This is a genomic window from Streptomyces sp. NPDC054841, assembly GCF_053611045.1.
Genome location: NZ_JBSGZO010000187.1, coordinates 1 through 15,773, shown reverse-complemented (window position 1 = coordinate 15,773; position 15,773 = coordinate 1). Strand labels below are relative to the sequence as shown.

Annotated in this window: 13 protein-coding genes; 5 read left to right on the top strand and 8 right to left on the bottom strand. The window is 70.5% G+C overall.

Annotated elements, in window-relative coordinates:
* Window positions 1-32: 32 nt before the first annotated feature.
* The 4 genes from ACWGI8_RS23735 to ACWGI8_RS23720 all read right to left on the bottom strand — a co-directional run bounded on the left by ACWGI8_RS23735 (window position 33) and on the right by ACWGI8_RS23720 (window position 4,679).
* Window positions 33-1,175, bottom strand: a complete 1,143-nt coding sequence (locus tag ACWGI8_RS23735) for a DUF1266 domain-containing protein (RefSeq protein ID WP_453663715.1) — start codon at window positions 1,173-1,175, stop codon at window positions 33-35.
* Window positions 1,172-2,326 carry a DUF1266 domain-containing protein gene (locus tag ACWGI8_RS23730; RefSeq protein ID WP_453663713.1) on the bottom strand — a complete coding sequence of 385 codons (1,155 nt, stop codon included), beginning with the start codon at window positions 2,324-2,326 and terminating at the stop codon, window positions 1,172-1,174. Before ACWGI8_RS23730 ends, ACWGI8_RS23735 begins: the two co-directional genes overlap by 4 nt.
* A 42-nt stretch (window positions 2,327-2,368) precedes the next feature.
* On the bottom strand, window positions 2,369-3,448 hold the full coding sequence (locus ACWGI8_RS23725; RefSeq protein WP_453663711.1) for a CobW family GTP-binding protein: 1,080 nt from the start codon (window positions 3,446-3,448) through the stop codon (window positions 2,369-2,371).
* A 64-nt stretch (window positions 3,449-3,512) separates the two neighbouring features.
* Window positions 3,513-4,679, bottom strand: a complete 1,167-nt coding sequence (locus tag ACWGI8_RS23720; protein ID WP_453663709.1) for a citrate synthase/methylcitrate synthase — start codon at window positions 4,677-4,679, stop codon at window positions 3,513-3,515.
* 100 nt (window positions 4,680-4,779) lie between these two features.
* Between ACWGI8_RS23720 and ACWGI8_RS23715 the strand changes: the two genes are divergently transcribed.
* The 4 genes from ACWGI8_RS23715 to ACWGI8_RS23700 all read left to right on the top strand — a co-directional run bounded on the left by ACWGI8_RS23715 (window position 4,780) and on the right by ACWGI8_RS23700 (window position 9,438).
* Complete coding sequence (locus tag ACWGI8_RS23715; protein ID WP_453663708.1) at window positions 4,780-6,021, top strand: citrate synthase; 1,242 nt, start codon at window positions 4,780-4,782, stop codon at window positions 6,019-6,021.
* A 389-nt stretch (window positions 6,022-6,410) separates the two neighbouring features.
* Entirely contained in the window at window positions 6,411-8,075 is a 1,665-nt protein-coding gene (locus ACWGI8_RS23710) for a sensor histidine kinase (protein ID WP_453663706.1), read from the top strand.
* A 17-nt stretch (window positions 8,076-8,092) separates the two neighbouring features.
* Window positions 8,093-8,770 carry a DUF7342 family protein gene (locus tag ACWGI8_RS23705; RefSeq protein WP_453663717.1) on the top strand — a complete coding sequence of 226 codons (678 nt, stop codon included), beginning with the start codon at window positions 8,093-8,095 and terminating at the stop codon, window positions 8,768-8,770.
* A 125-nt stretch (window positions 8,771-8,895) separates the two neighbouring features.
* On the top strand, window positions 8,896-9,438 hold the full coding sequence (locus ACWGI8_RS23700) for a GNAT family N-acetyltransferase (RefSeq protein WP_453663704.1): 543 nt from the start codon (window positions 8,896-8,898) through the stop codon (window positions 9,436-9,438).
* Window positions 9,439-9,576: 138 nt separating this feature from the next.
* Here the strand turns inward: ACWGI8_RS23700 and ACWGI8_RS23695 are convergent, their stop codons facing one another.
* The 3 genes from ACWGI8_RS23695 to ACWGI8_RS23685 form a co-directional block, all read right to left on the bottom strand.
* On the bottom strand, window positions 9,577-11,169 hold the full coding sequence (locus tag ACWGI8_RS23695; protein WP_453663702.1) for a solute symporter family protein: 1,593 nt from the start codon (window positions 11,167-11,169) through the stop codon (window positions 9,577-9,579).
* Entirely contained in the window at window positions 11,166-11,660 is a 495-nt protein-coding gene (locus ACWGI8_RS23690; RefSeq protein WP_453663700.1) for a DUF485 domain-containing protein, read from the bottom strand. Before ACWGI8_RS23690 ends, ACWGI8_RS23695 begins: the two co-directional genes overlap by 4 nt.
* Window positions 11,661-11,843: 183 nt before the next feature.
* Entirely contained in the window at window positions 11,844-13,961 is a 2,118-nt protein-coding gene (locus tag ACWGI8_RS23685) for a DNA gyrase/topoisomerase IV subunit B (RefSeq protein ID WP_453663698.1), read from the bottom strand.
* A gap of 437 nt (window positions 13,962-14,398) precedes the next feature.
* Here ACWGI8_RS23685 and ACWGI8_RS23680 point away from each other — a divergent pair, with 437 nt between their 5' ends.
* Window positions 14,399-14,629, top strand: coding sequence for a DUF7455 domain-containing protein (locus tag ACWGI8_RS23680; protein WP_453663697.1), 231 nt, complete (start codon window positions 14,399-14,401; stop codon window positions 14,627-14,629).
* 192 nt (window positions 14,630-14,821) lie between these two features.
* Here the strand turns inward: ACWGI8_RS23680 and ACWGI8_RS23675 are convergent, their stop codons facing one another.
* Window positions 14,822-15,652: a serine protease gene (locus ACWGI8_RS23675; protein WP_453663696.1), complete on the bottom strand. Its 831-nt coding sequence runs from the start codon at window positions 15,650-15,652 to the stop codon at window positions 14,822-14,824.
* Between the last annotated feature and the right edge of the window lie 121 nt (window positions 15,653-15,773).

The following is a 15,773-nucleotide window of genomic DNA, read 5'->3' as shown; positions in this document are numbered from 1 at the left end:
GCCTGGTCACCGGGAGCGGGGGCGGCCGGCGTTCAGCTCCAGGGGATGTTCCGCCAGGGGCTGCCCTCGTCCTCGACGAGCAGCCGGTGGGCGGAGAGCGCGTCCTCGTAGAACGAGCCGTACTCCTCGTCGTCGAAGCGCAGGACCCGGCCCAGTATGTAGCCCGCGGAGAACGCCTCCCACGAGTAGTACGCCGACTTGCTCAGTGCACCCGCGTGGACGATCGACTGCTCCGCCTCGTGCGGAGTGCACAGCCGGGCGGCCAGCCCCCAGCGGGCCAGGCAGCTCGCCCGCCCGTAGTCGTACGCGGCGGCGGTGGCGACCCAGCCGTCGTCGGGCAGCAGCCCGTCGGCCCGGAATCTGGCCTCGTACCGGAGGATGCGGCGGACCAGCTCCTCCATGTCCTTGACGAGTTCGGGCGGGGCTCCCCGGTCCTGGAGGGACCCGGCGGCGGTCTCCCGCCAGAGGCCGGCGGGCGGCAGCTCGCCCAGGCCCTGGCGCAGCCGTTCGCGCACCTTGAGTGCGAATTCCGGCTGGGGCGGGCTGTTGGAGTAGTCCAGCAGCGCGGAGATCTGCTTCTGCCAGCCTGTGTTGTCGGTGAGACCCCAGTCACGGCGCAACCTGCTCCGGTCGCACTCGTAGTCGGTGTAGACCGTACCGAGCTCGTTCCACGGCACGCCGTCCCGCACCACGAGGTGCGCCCCGCACGCGAGCCCGAAGGCGAGCGGCCCGAACAACGGCCCGGTGTGCAGGGCCGTCAGCCGGTGCCGCGTCGAGCGGTCGTTCTCCGCGTGGTACCGGCGCCAGGCGGCTCGGTGCTGGGGCGAGGCCGGCAGATGGAGGGCCGCCGGAGTGCCAGGATTGACGGCCAGCCACAGCGCGGGGTCGTTCCAGGTGTGCTCGGCCGCCATGTCCAGGTCTATCTCGTGGAAGACCCAGTCCGGGTGCCAGGGCGGCAGCATGCCGCGGGTGAGCAGGGGCCTGAACCGCGTTCCGGTCGTCGGGTCCGTGGCGACGCGCCAGCGGTACACGCCCGGCTCCGCGTCGACCTCGTGGCGGGCCTGTCCGACGTAGAGCTGCTCGGCCGCCAGCACCCGCAGCTGCACCTCCACGTCCCCGCGCTGCCCGGCCTCGCACAGCGCTCGCTCCACCGGAGTCGGGGGGATCCAGTTCATGACCACGGCACGCTCCGGTAGGGGCTCGTCGGATCCTGGGTGAGCATCCGGTGCTGGACGACCGACTCCTGGTACGTCCGCCCGAACTCGCCCTCGTCGAAGGCGAGTACACGCGCCAGGCAGTACGCCGCCGAGAACGCGCTCCACGAGGCGTACGTCTCCCGGCTCAGCCTGCCCGCCTTCAGCACCGCCTGCTCCGCCTCCTGCGGATCGCACAGGCGGGCTCCGAGCCCCATCCGTACGAAGGCGATGATCCGTCCGTAGTCGAACGCGGCCGTCGAGTCGACGCGTTCACCGGCGCCGAGCACCCCGTCGGCGCGGAAGCGCTCCTCGTAGCAGGCGATCCGCTTCGCGGTGTCCCGGACCTCCTTGACCGTCTCCTCGTCCGCTCTGCGCGTCATGAGGGTCCGCGTGACGTCGTCCAGCCACTCCTCTTCGGAGGGGTGCCGGCCCAGGCGTCCGGCCAGCCCGGCACGGGCACTCAGTGCGATGGCCTCCTCCCTGCCGGAGAGCCTGGCCCCGTACAGGTCGGCGAGCTTGTCGCGGTACTGGGCGCGGTTCCTCACCCTCCAGGTGCCGCGCAGGGTGCCGATGTCCGTGGGGTAGTCGAAGTAGGTCGTGCCGAGTTCGTTCCACGCGACGCTGTTGTGCAGCGCCAGATGCGCGCCGCAGGCCAGACCGTGGGCCAGGGCGCCGTGCGACGGGCCGTGGGAATGCGTGACCAGCAGGCCGCGCGGTGGACCGCCGGCCCCATCGGCTGTCTTCAGCCACGCCTTGCGGTGGGATCGCCTGGCGTCGACGCTGATGGCACATGGCGTACCCGGGTTGACGGCCAGCCGCCACTTGTCGTTCGGCCAGGTCCGGGCCAGCTCGGCGAGGGTAGTGGACCGGTGCACCCACTCCGGGTGCCAGGCCGCCAGCATCCCCGCCGTGAACACCGCGATGCCCCACTGACCGGTCAGCGGGTCCTTGAAGGGAACGAGCGGGGCCGTGGAACCGGGGGTGTCCGCGTACAGCCGGCCGACGGGCAGGAACAGCCTGGCGCGCGAGAGTACGGCGAGTCCCGCCTCCTGGCCGCCGGCCGTCCTTGCCTCGTACAGCAGTTGTTCCGTTTCGGTCGGCGGTACCCACCCCGTTGTCCCTGTCGTCACGGGTTGATCCTATGAACCGCCTACTTCCCGTCGAACAAGGGGTCACTGCATGTAGCCGTCCGGGCCCAGCTGTTCGGGCACGTATCGCAGGACGCCCCACATGCTGTGTTCGGCGGGGGCGTCCTGCGGTCCGGTCACCCGGGCGGCATCGAGCTCTTCGAGCAGGGCGCCGGTGTCGGTGCCGGAGCCGATGAGGACCAACTGGGTCTGCCGCTCGGCGGTGTCGCCCGCCGGCCAGGGCTCCGGGTAGAAGCGGAGGAAGCGGCCGACCGCGTGGACGGCGTACCGGTTGCGGGGGTCGGCCCCGCCGAAGTCGACGAAGCCCTTGATCCGGTAGAGCCCCTCGGGCCGTGAGTCGAGGAAGTCCAGCAGCCTGCGCGGGTGGAGGGGCTCGGCGGCGGTGAACGAGACGGTCTCGTAGGCGGCGTGCAGATGGCCGTCGTGGTCGTCGTGCTCGTGGTCGACCTGCTCGTGCTCGTCGTCGTAGAGGTCCTCGAACGACAGCTGGCCCACGCGCTCGCCGCGCGGGCGGCACTCGAAGAGCAGCTCGGGATCGACGCGCCCGTACGTCGCCGGGATCACCGCGGCCTCGGCGAGCCCCGCGATCCGCTCGCGCAGCAGTTGCCCGGCGGCCTCATCGATCCGGTCCGCCTTGTTGAGCACGATCAGATCGGCGATGCCGAGATGCCGGTCGATCTCGGGGTGCCGCTCGCGGGTGGCCTCGAACTCGGCGGCGTCGACGACCTCGACGAGGCCGCCGTACACGATCCGTTCGTTCTCGCTGGCCAGGAGCATTCGGACGAGTTCCTGCGGCTCGGCGAGACCGCTCGCCTCGATGACGATCACATCGAGCCGGGCGGCGGGCCGGGTGAGCTTGTCGAGGAAGACGTCCAGCTCGCTCGCGTCGACCGCGCAGCACAGACAGCCGTTGCCGAGGGACACCGTGGAGTCGCCGAGCTGGCCGGCCACGGTCATGGCATCGATCTCGATCGACCCGAAGTCATTGACGATGGCGCCGATCCGGGTCCCGCGGCCGGCCCGCAGCAGATGGTTGAGCAACGTCGTCTTGCCGGATCCCAGAAAGCCCGCGAGGACGATGACGGGGATCTGCGGCTGGCTCAAGACGGCTCCTCCGGGGCTCTCGATCGAGGCTCTCAATTCGGTCGGAGCCCCAGGATAGGGCCGGTCAGGAGGCCGCCGGGAGCGGCTGGGGCGGCGGCGGACCCACATAGCGCGCCGCAGGACGGATGATCTTGGAGTCCTCGGCCTGTTCCAGGATGTTGGCGCTCCAGCCGACCACCCGGGCCGCACAGAACGTCGGAGTGAACATGTCCCGCGGCAGCCCGCACAGCTCCATGACCACGCCCGCGTAGAACTCCACATTGGTGTGCAGTTCGCGTCCCGGCTTCAGCTCCGCGAGGATCGCCTCGACGCGTGCCTCCACCTCGACCGCGAAGTCGACCAGCGGCCCGCCGAAGCTCTGGGCGATGGAGCGCAGCATGCGTGAACGCGGATCCTCCGTGCGGTAGACCGGGTGTCCGAAGCCCATGATCCGCTCCCCCGCGAGAACCCGTTCCCTGATCCACGGGTCGATGCGGTCCGGCGTGCCGATCGCGTCGAGCGTGTCCAGCGCGCGGCTCGGCGCCCCGCCGTGCAGCGGCCCCGAGAGCGCTCCGACCGCGCCGACCAGGCAGGCCACGAGGTCCGCACCGGTGGAGGTGATCACCCGGGCGGTGAAGGTGGAGGCGTTGAATCCATGGTCGACGGTGGAGATGAGGTACTGCTCGACGGCCCGCGCGCGGGCGGCCTCCGGCTCGGAACCGGTCAGCATGTAGAGGTAGTTGGCGGCGTACGGAAGATCCTCGCGCGGTTCGACCGGCTCCAGTCCCCGGCCGAGCCGGTACAGCGCGGTCAGCAGCGTCGGCACGGCGGCGCAGGCCGCGAGCGCGTCGGCACGGCGGCGTTCGGCGTCGAGGTCGTACACGGGCCGCAGCCCCGCCGACGCTCCGAGCAGTGAGAGCGCGGTGCGCAGTCCGGCGAGCGGGCCGGACGGGGCGCAGGAACGCGCGATGGCGGGCAGTGCCGCCCGGACGTCGTCGGGCAGTCGGCGCAGTGACGCGGTCCGCGTCAGGAAGGCCTCGCGCTGCGCGGCGTCCGGCAGCCGGCCGTGGAACATCAGATGCCAGACGTCCTCGAAGCCGCTGCTCTCCGCAAGCTCCACGGCCGAGTACTGGCGGTAGTGGTAGAAGCCCTCGCGCCCTCGGACGTCCCCGAGTGCGGTGTCGGTGACGACGACGCCCGCGAGTCCGCGCGGTACGTCGAGAGGCGCGGCTGCCCCGTTGGTGCTCTGCATGGTGGTGTCCTCCCTCAATTGATTCGACTGTCCATGCTTGACTTCATCACTGTCAATATTGATTGAATCAATACATGTACAGGGTGTGTACGGTGTCCTCATGACGGATCAGGATCACGCCGCGGACGGAGAGCGGCTGACCACGCGCGAGGCGGCCGAACGGCTCGGCGTGAAGCCCGAGACGGTGTACGCGTACGTCAGCCGCGGGCAGCTCGCCAGCCGGCGCGATCCCGCCGGGCGCGGCAGCACGTTCGACGCCAAGGAGGTCGACGCGCTCGTCCGCAGGGGCCGCCGGGAGCCCGCCGCCGGCGGCGACGCCGTCCAGCGGATCCGCACGGGCATCACGCTGATCGACAAGGACCGCTACTACTTCCGCGGCGTCGACGCGACCGAACTCGCGCGCCGGTACGACTACGAGGAGATCGCCGACTGGCTCTGGACCGGCACGCTGCGGGCAGGCGTCCGCTTCACCGCACCGCCCGACGCGCTCGCCGCGGCCCGGCGCGCGGTCGCGGCACTGCCGGGGCACAGCGGCTCGACGGACCGGCTCCGGGTGGCCGCGATCGCCGCGGCGGCCGCCGATCCGCTCCGCTTCGACCTCGACCGGGACGCCGTGCTCGGCGTCGCCCGCATGCTCATTCCCACCCTGGTCGACGCGCTCCCCACGGTCGGCCGCGCGCATCGTGGCGAGGGCAGGCTCGCCTGGCGCCTCTGGTCACGGCTCACCGCCGAGCAGCCCGACGAGGCGTCCCTGCGCGCCCTCGACATGGCGCTGTCGCTGCTGATCGACCACGATCTCGCCGCCTCGACACTCGCGGTGCGGGTCGCGGCGTCCGCCCGCGCTCATCCGTACGCCGTGGTGTCGGCAGGACTCGGTGCGCTGGACGGTCCGCTGCACGGGGCCGCCAGTGGGCTCGCCCACCGGATGCTCGCCGAGGTGCTGGAGCGCGGCAGTGCGGCGCCGGTCGTCGCCGACCATCTGCGCGCGGGCCGCCGGGTGCCGGGGCTCGGGCACCGCCTGTACCCGGCCCAGGACCCACGCGCCGAGGCCCTGTTCGACGTACTGGCGACGATTCCCGGCGCCCGTCCCGCGCTGGACGCCGCCCGGGAGGTCGAGGCGACGACCGCCCGCCAGGTGGAACTGCACGCCAATGTGGACCTGGCGCTCGCGGTGCTGTCGGTGTCGGCCGGAATGCCGGCCGAGGCGGGCGAGACCGTCTTCGCGGTGGCGCGTACGGCCGGCTGGATCGCGCATGCCCTGGAGGAGTACGAGGAGCGTCCACTGCGGATGCGCCCCAGCGGGCAGTACAACGGCCCGCGCCCGCCGAGACCGCTGCCCTGAGGCGTCCGGGCCGGTCGGCCGACCGGTCGGCACCGAGCACCGAGCACCGGGCCCGACCGGCCCAACGGGCCCAGGGCCGACCGCCGTTGAGACAGCCCGCCGCCGGCAGGCCGGTCGAAGCGCCGGCCCCGGGCGTCAGCCCGCGCCGCCGGACCGCCGTCTCAGGCCCTCAGCCACGCGGCGCTGTCCCGGGACGGCCCGCCCTCCTCCAGCGGGCCGCTCGTCAGCTGGACGGACACCCGAGGAATCGCCGCGCACCAGGGGTTCTCAGCGGTGCGCGGAAGCCGCGGCACATGGCTTGCGGTTCACGCAGACGGCTTGCGTGAACCGCGTGGGCACGGACGGTGACATTTCCCGAAGGGTGTCGGGGCCCCTTACCGTGCATGGGTATGAGCCCCGCACCGACCGGCCCCGCAGGCGCACCCGCGAGACGGCGGCGGCTCGGCTGGCCGCGGCGGGTCTTCGCACAGGTCCTGCTGATGCAGCTGGCCGTCGCCACCGGCGTCACCGTGGTGGCCACCGGCCTCTTCCTGGCACCGCTGAGCGCCGAGCTCGACGACCAGGCCATGCGGCGCGCGCTCGCGATCGCCGAGACCTCCGCCTCGCCTCAGGTCGCCGAGGACCTCCTCACCACGCCGCCGTCCCTCCGCGGCCCCGTACAGGCCGAGGCGGAGCGCATCCGGAAGGCAGCCGGCGCCGAGTACGTGGTGGTCATGGACACGCGGGGAGTGCGCTGGTCGCACACCGACCCCGGCGAGATAGGCAGGGTCGTCTCCACCGACCCGAGTGAGCCTCTCGCGGGCAAGCACGTGATGGAGATCGACAGCGGCACCCTCGGCCGCTCCGCCCGCGGAAAGGTCCCGCTGCGCGACGACCAGGGCAAGATCATCGGCGCGGTCTCCGTCGGCATCGAGTACGACAGTGTCCGCGACCGTCTGCTCGCCGCCATTCCCGGGCTGCTCGCCTACGCGGGCGGCGCCCTGGCCGCCGGCGCCCTCGCCGCGTACATGATCTCCCGGCGGCTCCAGCGGCAGACCCACGACCTGGCCTTCTCCGATATCTCGGCGCTGCTCGCCGAGCGCGAGGCGATGCTGCACGGCATCAGGGAAGGCGTCGTCGCCCTCGACGGGTCCGGCCGGATCCGGCTGATGAACGACGAGGCGCAGCGCCTTCTCGGCCTCGGGCCGGAGGCCACCGGACAACCGCTCGACGAGGTGCTCGGTGCCGGCCGCACCACGGATGTGCTGGCCGGCCGGGTGAGCGGCAAGGACCTGGTGACGGTGCGCGGCCACCGCGTACTGATCGCCAACCGGATGCCGACCGACGACGGCGGCGCCGTCGCCACGCTCCGCGACCGCACCGAACTGGAACAGCTCGGCCGCGAACTGGACTCCACGCGCGGGCTGATCGACGCGCTGCGCGCCCAGGACCATGAACACGCGAACCGTATGCACACGCTGCTCGGGCTGCTGGAGCTGGAGATGCACGAGGAGGCCGTGGAGTTCGTGACCGAGGTCGTCGGGGTGCACCGGGCCACCGCGGAGCAGGTCACCGAGAAGATCCACGACCCGCTGCTGGCCGCGCTGCTGGTCGGCAAGGCGACGGTGGCGGCGGAGCGGGGCGTCTCGCTGCGGATCTCGCCCGGCACCCTGCTGCCGGACCGGCTGGTCGACCCCCGTGGCCTGGTGACCGTCGTCGGCAATCTCATCGACAACGCGCTGGACGCCGCCGCCGGCTCCAAGGACCCGCGCATCGAGATCGAGCTGCGCGGGGAGGGGCGTACGGCCGTCCTGCGGGTCTCCGACAGCGGGCCGGGCGTCCCGTCCGAGCAGCGCGAGCTGATCTTCACCGAGGGCTGGTCCACGAAGGAGCCTCCTGCGCACGGCAAGCGGGGGCTCGGGCTCGCGCTGGTCCGGCGCTTCGCGGAGCGGCAGGGCGGCAGTGCCCGGGTGGCCGAGGCCGGTGCGGCCGCGGGCGGCGGCGCGGAGTTCACGGTCGTACTCCCCGAGGCCCTGACGGAACCGGGTCTCGCGACCGTGGGAGAGCCACGATGAGCACGCCGCCCGACGAGCTGATCAACGTCCTGGTCGTGGACGACGACGTCCGGGTCGCGAAGATCAACGCGGCCTATGTCACCAAGGTGCCGGGCTTCCGGGTGGTCGCACAGGCGCACTCCGCCGCCGAGGCGCTCGCGCGGATCGCCGGACTGCCCGTGGATCTGATCCTGCTGGACCACTATCTGCCGGACGAGAACGGGCTCTCGGTCGTCCGGGAACTGCGCCGCCAAGGCCACCAGACCGACGTGATCATGGTGACCGCGGCGCGCGATGTCGCCACCGTCCAGGCAGCGATGCGGCACGGGGCGCTCCAGTATCTGGTGAAGCCGTTCAACTTCGCCGGCCTGCGCGCCAAGCTGGAGGCGTACGCGGGACTCCGCCGCACCCTGGAAAGCGGCGGCGAGGCCGAACAGGACGAGGTGGACCGTATCTTCGGCGCCCTCTCGGCCACCGGCGCACCCGGCCTCCCCAAGGGCCACTCCCCCACCACGGCCGAGCTGGTCCGCAAGGTCCTGCTGGCCGCCGACGCCGCGCTGTCCGCCCAGGAGATCGCCGAACGGGCGGGCGTCAGCAGGCAGACCGCGCAGCGCTATCTGAAGCTCCTGGAACGCTCGGGCAGGGTGCGCCTGTCCTTGAGGTACGGCGAGACGGGCCGCCCGGAGCACAGATACACGTGGGCGACGAGCGCCTAGCCAGGGCCTGTCCGGCGGATCGTTTGGGGCTCAGCGACGTGCTTCCAGACCCTGGGGGGTCCCGGAGGTGCCGCAGTTGCCTTATCGGTTTGCCGTCGGCGAGTCCGGTCGGATAGGAAGCTTGCATGCTAAGGAGCACCAAGGTCGGGCTCAGGGCCCGGCACGAGGACGACATCCCGATCCTGCGGGCCGAGCTCTACGACGACGTGGTCAACGCCTCGCGGGCCGAAGGCGGGCCGTGGCGGCCGATCACGCCCGGCTCGAAGGACCCGCGGCTCGTGGTGGACGACAAGGAGCAAGGGCACGTCCCGTTCTCTGTAGTGGAGTTGGACGGCGGCACGCTGGTCGGCACCGCGACGCTGTGGGGCATCGACAACCACAACCGGTCCGCGCACATCGGCCTTGGGCTGCTGCCGTCCTCTCGCGGGAAGGGTTACGGCACCGACGTGGTCGCAGCGCTGTGCCACTACGGTTTCGTCGTGCGCGGATTGCAGCGGCTGCAGATCGAGACGCTGTCGGACAACACCGCGATGCTGCGCTCAGCCGAGCGCAACGGCTTCGTCCGCGAGGGCGTGCTGCGCTCCTCGGCCTGGGTGATGGGCGAGTTTCTCGACGAGGTGCTGCTCGGGCTCCTCGTCCAGGACTGGAAGCCGGACTCGAAGGGCTAAGGCCCGTCGTTTGGATCAGGCCCTAGGTGTATTGATCACGAGCGTCGTCAGCACTCGTGATCAACACCCCCAGTACTCCAGTGGGAAGGACCTGTCCGGCGAATCGTGTGGATCAGGCCCTGCCCGTCCTGTCACTCCTCACACCGCACCCGCCCCGGTCAGCGCCCGTACCTCCGTCTCCGCGTGCTTCGCCTCGTCCGGTTCCTCGGACGATGTGACCGTGCCGATCCAGCCCGCGAGGAAGCCCAGCGGGATGGAGACCACTCCCGGGTTCTGCAGCGGGAACACATGGAAGTCCATGCCCGGGAACAGGGCTTCCGGGCTGCCCGACACGACCGGGGAGAGCAGCACCAGCAGCAGTGCGGGAAGCAGCCCGCCGTACACCGACCACACCGCACCTCGCGTGGTGAAGTTCCGCCAGAACAAGGAGTAGAGCAGCACCGGCAGATTGGCCGAAGCGGCGACGGCGAAGGCCAGCCCGACCAGGAAGGCGACGTTCAGATCGCGGGCGAGCAGGCCGAGGGCGATCGCGGCCGCTCCGACCCCGGCCGCCGCGACCCGCGCCACCGCGACCTCGCTGTACTGCTTCGCATGGCGGCGCTTCAGCGAGGCGTACAGATCATGGGCGACCGAAGCCGAGGAGGCGAGCGTGATCCCGGCGACGACGGCCAGGATCGTCGCGAAGGCCACGGCCGCGACGACGGCGAACAGCACCGTGCCCCCGGTGGAGCCCGCTCCCCCTCCGAGGTCGAGGGCGAGCAGCGGAACCGCCGTGTTCCCCGCCGCGTTCGACGCCCGTACCTCGTCGGTGCCGAGAATGGCCGCGGCGCCGAAGCCGAGGACGATCGTCATCAGATAGAAGCTGCCGATCAGCCCGATGGACCAGACGACGGAGCGACGGGCGGCGCGTGCGGTCGGCACGGTGTAGAAGCGCGACAGGATGTGGGGCAGGCCCGCGGTACCCAGGACGAGTGCCAGCCCTAGGCTGATGAAGTCCAGGCGCGCGGTCCAGTCCCCGCCGTACCGCAGGCCCGGCGAGAGGAAGTCCCTGCCGTGGCCGCTCTGTTCGGCCGCCGAGTTGAGCAGCTGGTTGAAGTCGCCGTGGAAACGGATCAGTACGAGCACGGTGAGCGTGACCGCTCCCGCCATCAGCAGCACGGCCTTGACGATCTGGATCCAGGTGGTGGCTCGCATCCCTCCCAACGACACATAGACGACCATCAGGGCGCCGACACCGATGACGGTCCATGAGCGCGCGGCTTCGCTCGTCCCGCCCAGAAGCAGAGCGACCAGGCTCCCTGCCCCCACCATCTGCGCCACCAGATAGAGAACGGACACGGTGACCGAGGAAGTTCCCGCCGCGATACGGACCGGGCGTTCGCTCATCCGGGCGGCGACCACATCCGCGAGCGTGAACCGGCCGCAATTGCGCACGAGTTCGGCGACGAGCAGCAGCACGACCAGCCAGGCCACGAGGAAGCCCACGGAGTAGAGCATCCCGTCGTAGCCGTAGAGCGCGATGAGACCGGAGATGCCGAGGAAGGAAGCCGCGGACATGTAGTCGCCGGCGATGGCGAATCCGTTCTCCATGGGCGAGAACAGGCGCCCGCCCGCGTAGAACTCCTCCGCCGAGCCACCGCGATTGTGGCTCACCCATGTGGTGATCGCCAGGGTCACGGCGATGAACGCGCTGAACAACAGCAGCGCCAGAGTCTGGTGGTCGTCGGTCAACGCTCGTTCCCCCGCGTCGTCTCCTGGTCGTGGGTCCGGTCGAAGACGGTCCACCGCAGATCGAGCGCCGCGCGGTCCCGGCGCAGCCGGGCATGCCGGGCGTAGGCCCAGGTCAGCAGGAATGTGCTGAGGAACTGACCGAGTCCCGCCACCATCGCCACGTTCACCGCGCCGGCGACGGGCCTCGCCATCAGCCCGGGTGCGGTGGTGGCGGCGATGACGTACGCCACGTACCAGACGAAGAAGGCGAGGGTCGCGGGTACGACGAACCGCCGGTAGCGACTGCGCACTTCCTGGAAGGCGGCGCTGCGCCGCACTTCCACATAGATGTCCGTCGCGCTGTGGTGGTGCTCCGGGCCCGCGGCCCCGGGGGACACCGCGGGCACGGGTACTCCCGACCCGTCCAGCTCGCCCCAGCCGGAGGCCAGCGCGTCGTACCACGGGTCGTCGAGCCCTACTGCCCCGGCGTCCCGGCGTTCCTGCTTCTCCACGCTCTGTTCTCCTTGTCAGCGAACCGTTTCGGCCGCGTGCACAAGGATGGACATAGCGGGAAGATCCAGGACTCTGCTCTCCTGTCTCTTCACCCCATCAGGTGATGGATGCCCCACCCGCCCGGGGGTGGGGCCCAGTTGCCTCCGCTCGGGGTGGCGAGGAATCCTCCGCCCGGGCCGGCCTCAGGCGTCGATGCGCGAGCGGTCGAGCGTCGCCGCGGAGCTCGTGATGAACTCCTTGCGCGGCGCCACCTCGTTGCCCATCAGCAGATCGAAGACCTGCTCCGCGGAGTCCAGATCGCCGATGTTGATCCGGCGGAGCGTGCGGTGGCGCGGGTCCATCGTGGTCTCCGCGAGCTGGTCGGCGTCCATCTCTCCGAGGCCCTTGTAGCGCTGGATGGAGTCCTTGAAGCGGATGCCCTTGCGCTGGAACTCGAGCAGCGTGGAGCGCAGTTCGTTGTCCGAGTACGTGTAGACGTACTTGTCCTGGCCCTTCTTGGGCTGGATCAGCTCGATCCGGTGCAGCGGCGGCACGGCCGCGAAGACCCGGCCGGCCTCGACCATCGGCCGCATGTAGCGCTGGAAGAGGGTGAGCAGCAGACAGCGGATGTGCGCGCCGTCGACGTCGGCGTCGACGAGGAGGACGATCTTGCCGTACCGAGCCGCGTCGATGTCGAAGGTCCGGCCGGAACCCGCTCCTATGACCTGGATGATCGCGCCGCACTCGGCGTTCTTGAGCATGTCGGAGACGGACGACTTCTGGACGTTGAGGATCTTGCCGCGGATCGGGAGCAGCGCCTGGAATTCGGAGTTCCGGGCGAGCTTGGCCGTGCCGAGCGCGGAGTCTCCCTCGACGATGAAGAGCTCGCTCCGGTCGACGTCGTCACTGCGGCAGTCCGCGAGCTTGGCCGGCAGCGAGGACGACTCCAGGGCCGTCTTACGGCGCTGCGCCTCCTTGTGCTGGCGCGCTGCGATACGCGTGCGCGCCGCGGCGACGGCCTTCTCCAGAACAGCCCGGGCCTGCGCCTTGGCATCGCGCTTGGTCGAGGTCAGGAAGGCCTTGAGCTCCTTGGCCACGACATTGGCGACGATCCGGTTGGCCGCGGAGGTGCCGAGGACCTCCTTGGTCTGGCCTTCGAACTGCGGCTCGGCGAGCCGTACGGTCACGACGGCGGTCAGACCCTCGAGCGCGTCGTCCTTGACGATGTCGTCCTCGGCGACGCGCAGCAGCTTCGCGGAGCGCAGGACCTCGTTGACGGTCTTGGTGAGGGAGCGCTCGAAACCGGTGACGTGCGTGCCGCCCTTGGGCGTGGCGATGATGTTGACGAACGACTTGACCGTGGTGTCGTAGCCGGTGCCCCAGCGCAGGGCGATGTCGACGGCGAGGTCGCGGGTGACCTCGGTCGGGGTCATGTGGCCGCGGTCGTCGAGGACCGGGACGGTCTCCTTGAAGGTGCCGTTGCCGGTGAGGCGCATGACGTCGCACACGGCCTTGTCCTGTGCGAGGTACTCACAGAATTCGCTGATGCCGCCGTCGAAGCGGAAGATCTCCTGCGACTTGCCCTCGCCCGCCAGGTCACGCTCGTCGCGGACGACGATCGTGAGGCCCGGCACGAGGAAGGCGGTCTGCCGGGCTCGCTGGTGGAGCGTCTCCAGGGAGAGCTTGGCGTCCTTGAGGAAGATCTGCCGGTCCGCCCAGTAGCGGACGCGTGTGCCGGTGCGGGTCCGGGGCACCCGCTTGCCCTTGATCAGCCCGTTGGCCGGGTCGAAGGGGGCGTCGGGGCCGGACTCGGTGAAGATGCCGGGGACGCCGCGCCGGAAGCTGATCGAGTGGGTCGCGCTGCCCCGGTCGACCTCGACGTCGAGACGGGCCGAGAGGGCGTTGACCACGGAGGCGCCCACGCCGTGCAGACCGCCGGAGGCCGCGTACGAGCCGCCGCCGAACTTTCCGCCGGCATGCAGCTTGGTCATGACGACCTCGACGCCGGACAGACCGGTCTTGGGCTCGACGTCCACGGGGATACCGCGCCCGTTGTCCCGGACCTCCACCGAGCTGTCCTCATGGAGGATCACCTCGATGTGGTCGCAGTAGCCGCCGAGGGCCTCGTCCACCGAGTTGTCGATGATCTCCCACAGGCAGTGCATGAGACCGCGACTGTCGGTCGACCCGATGTACATACCCGGCCGCTTACGGACCGCCTCGAGCCCTTCGAGGACGAGCAGGTGCCGCGCGGTGTAGTTGGAGCCGTCACGGTCTGCGGTCAGTACCGCACTGGACGGCACGGACGTTTCGGCGGTCACGCGGTTCGCTCCTCGCTGAATTTGAATCTGGCCCTGTGGGGGTAAAGGCCCGGCGTCGGTCGCCGGTCAGAGGGTACCGAGGCCTGGTAGAGCCGATGTAACGCCACCCTAGTGATTCTTCATGCTAGTCCAGAGTCGCATACACGTTCGATCCCTCGTTGGAGTGACGCGCACATCACGTTCCCTTCGAGGCATGAACCATTTAGGCTCCGGGCACGTCCTCATGAACAACCGGCAACCCAGCCGGGGAGGACGACACGACAAAGGCAAGCAAGCGAAACCGTAGAGCGAAGCAATACGGCACATTCGCCGCCAACCGGCAGCAGACAGCCACCTTGACGAAGAAGTTTCAGGGAAAAGGCACGAGCGGGAACGTTTTCGGCCTGGTTGGATGTTGACCCTGGTACGACAGCTCGTCGAGCTAGAGAAGAGGCGACGTGACTACTGTTCTGACCCCCGCGAGCCCGCTGACGGCCGCTGACCGCTGCGACCGCTGCGGCGCCCAGGCCTACCTGCGCGTCGTCCTGACAAGCGGCGGTGAGCTGCTCTTCTGTGCCCACCACGGGCGCAAGTTCGAGCCGGAACTCAAGAAGATCGCCGCGGAGATACAGGATGAGACGGACCGGCTGACGGTCGTACCGGCCAACGCCGGTGACGACGAACACTGACCTCGCATCCCACGACGAGCTAGCGGTCGGTCCCGGACCGGCCAATGGGCGGCCGCCCCTCACGCCAGGGGCGGCCGCCCGTTCTCGTATCCGTGTTCACATCAACAGGGCGAACCATCCAGTTCCTGGCGCTCTGTCACCACGCGCGTTCGGAATGTGACCAATTCCCTTTTACCCAGAGCCTTCCCGCACTCACAGCTTGTCCGCCAGCGACGCAAGCACCGCAGACACCCGGGTGTAGACCCCGGGGCTGTCCTTGCGGCCACAGCCGCTCCCCCATGAGACGAGCCCGATCAGCCGGCCACGCGCCACCAGCGGCCCTCCGCTGTCCCCCTGGCAGGCGTCGTGCCCGCCTCCCGGATCACCGGCACAGAGCATCGTGCGCGCCATGTAACGGCCTCCTGCCCTGCCGGGGTAAGCACGCGCGCACACCTCGTCCGGCAGCACGCGGACAGGCGCGGAGCGCAGCGCGAAGGCATAGCTGCCGCCCCCTGTCGTATCGCCCCAGCCATAGACCGTCGCAGGGGTGTCCGGCGCGTACGCGGCATCGCCCGGGGCCGCCATCCGGATCACGTACTTCGCGGGGAGCGCGCGCGACAGGGTGAGCACAGCCAGGTCGGAGGAGCTCGTGCGCGGGTCGTAGCCGGGCGCGATCAGCACCTGCCGCACCGGCACCTCCTGGCCGCCGGCGCCCCGCAGGTCCTCGCGTCCCGCGAGGACGCGCAGATCGCGGACCTCGCTCACGGCCGTGCCCAGCACCTCACGGCTGAGGCAGTGGGCCGCTGTCAGCACCTTCGTCGGTGCCACCACCACGCCGCCGCAGAACTGTCCGCCCCGGATACCTCCGAACCGGTCACGGCTGGACAGGGCGACGACCCATGGGCTGTCCGCGGACCGCACCGGCGCGCCCCCGATGATGACGCTGTCGGCGGCGGCCGGGGCCGGGGAAGCCAGCGGCGCCAGGACTGTTGCCGCGGCCAGGGCCATGGCTCCCGTCAGTGCTCGTGTAATGGGGCGACGCATGCGGCCTCCTGACTCTCCGGTGAACTCCGTCCACTCAGAGTCAGCCAGCGCAGCACCGCCCGCACCTGCGCGGGGCTGCCCCGGTAGGGTGACTGCACGGAAACGGCCGAGGGCCCGGCTC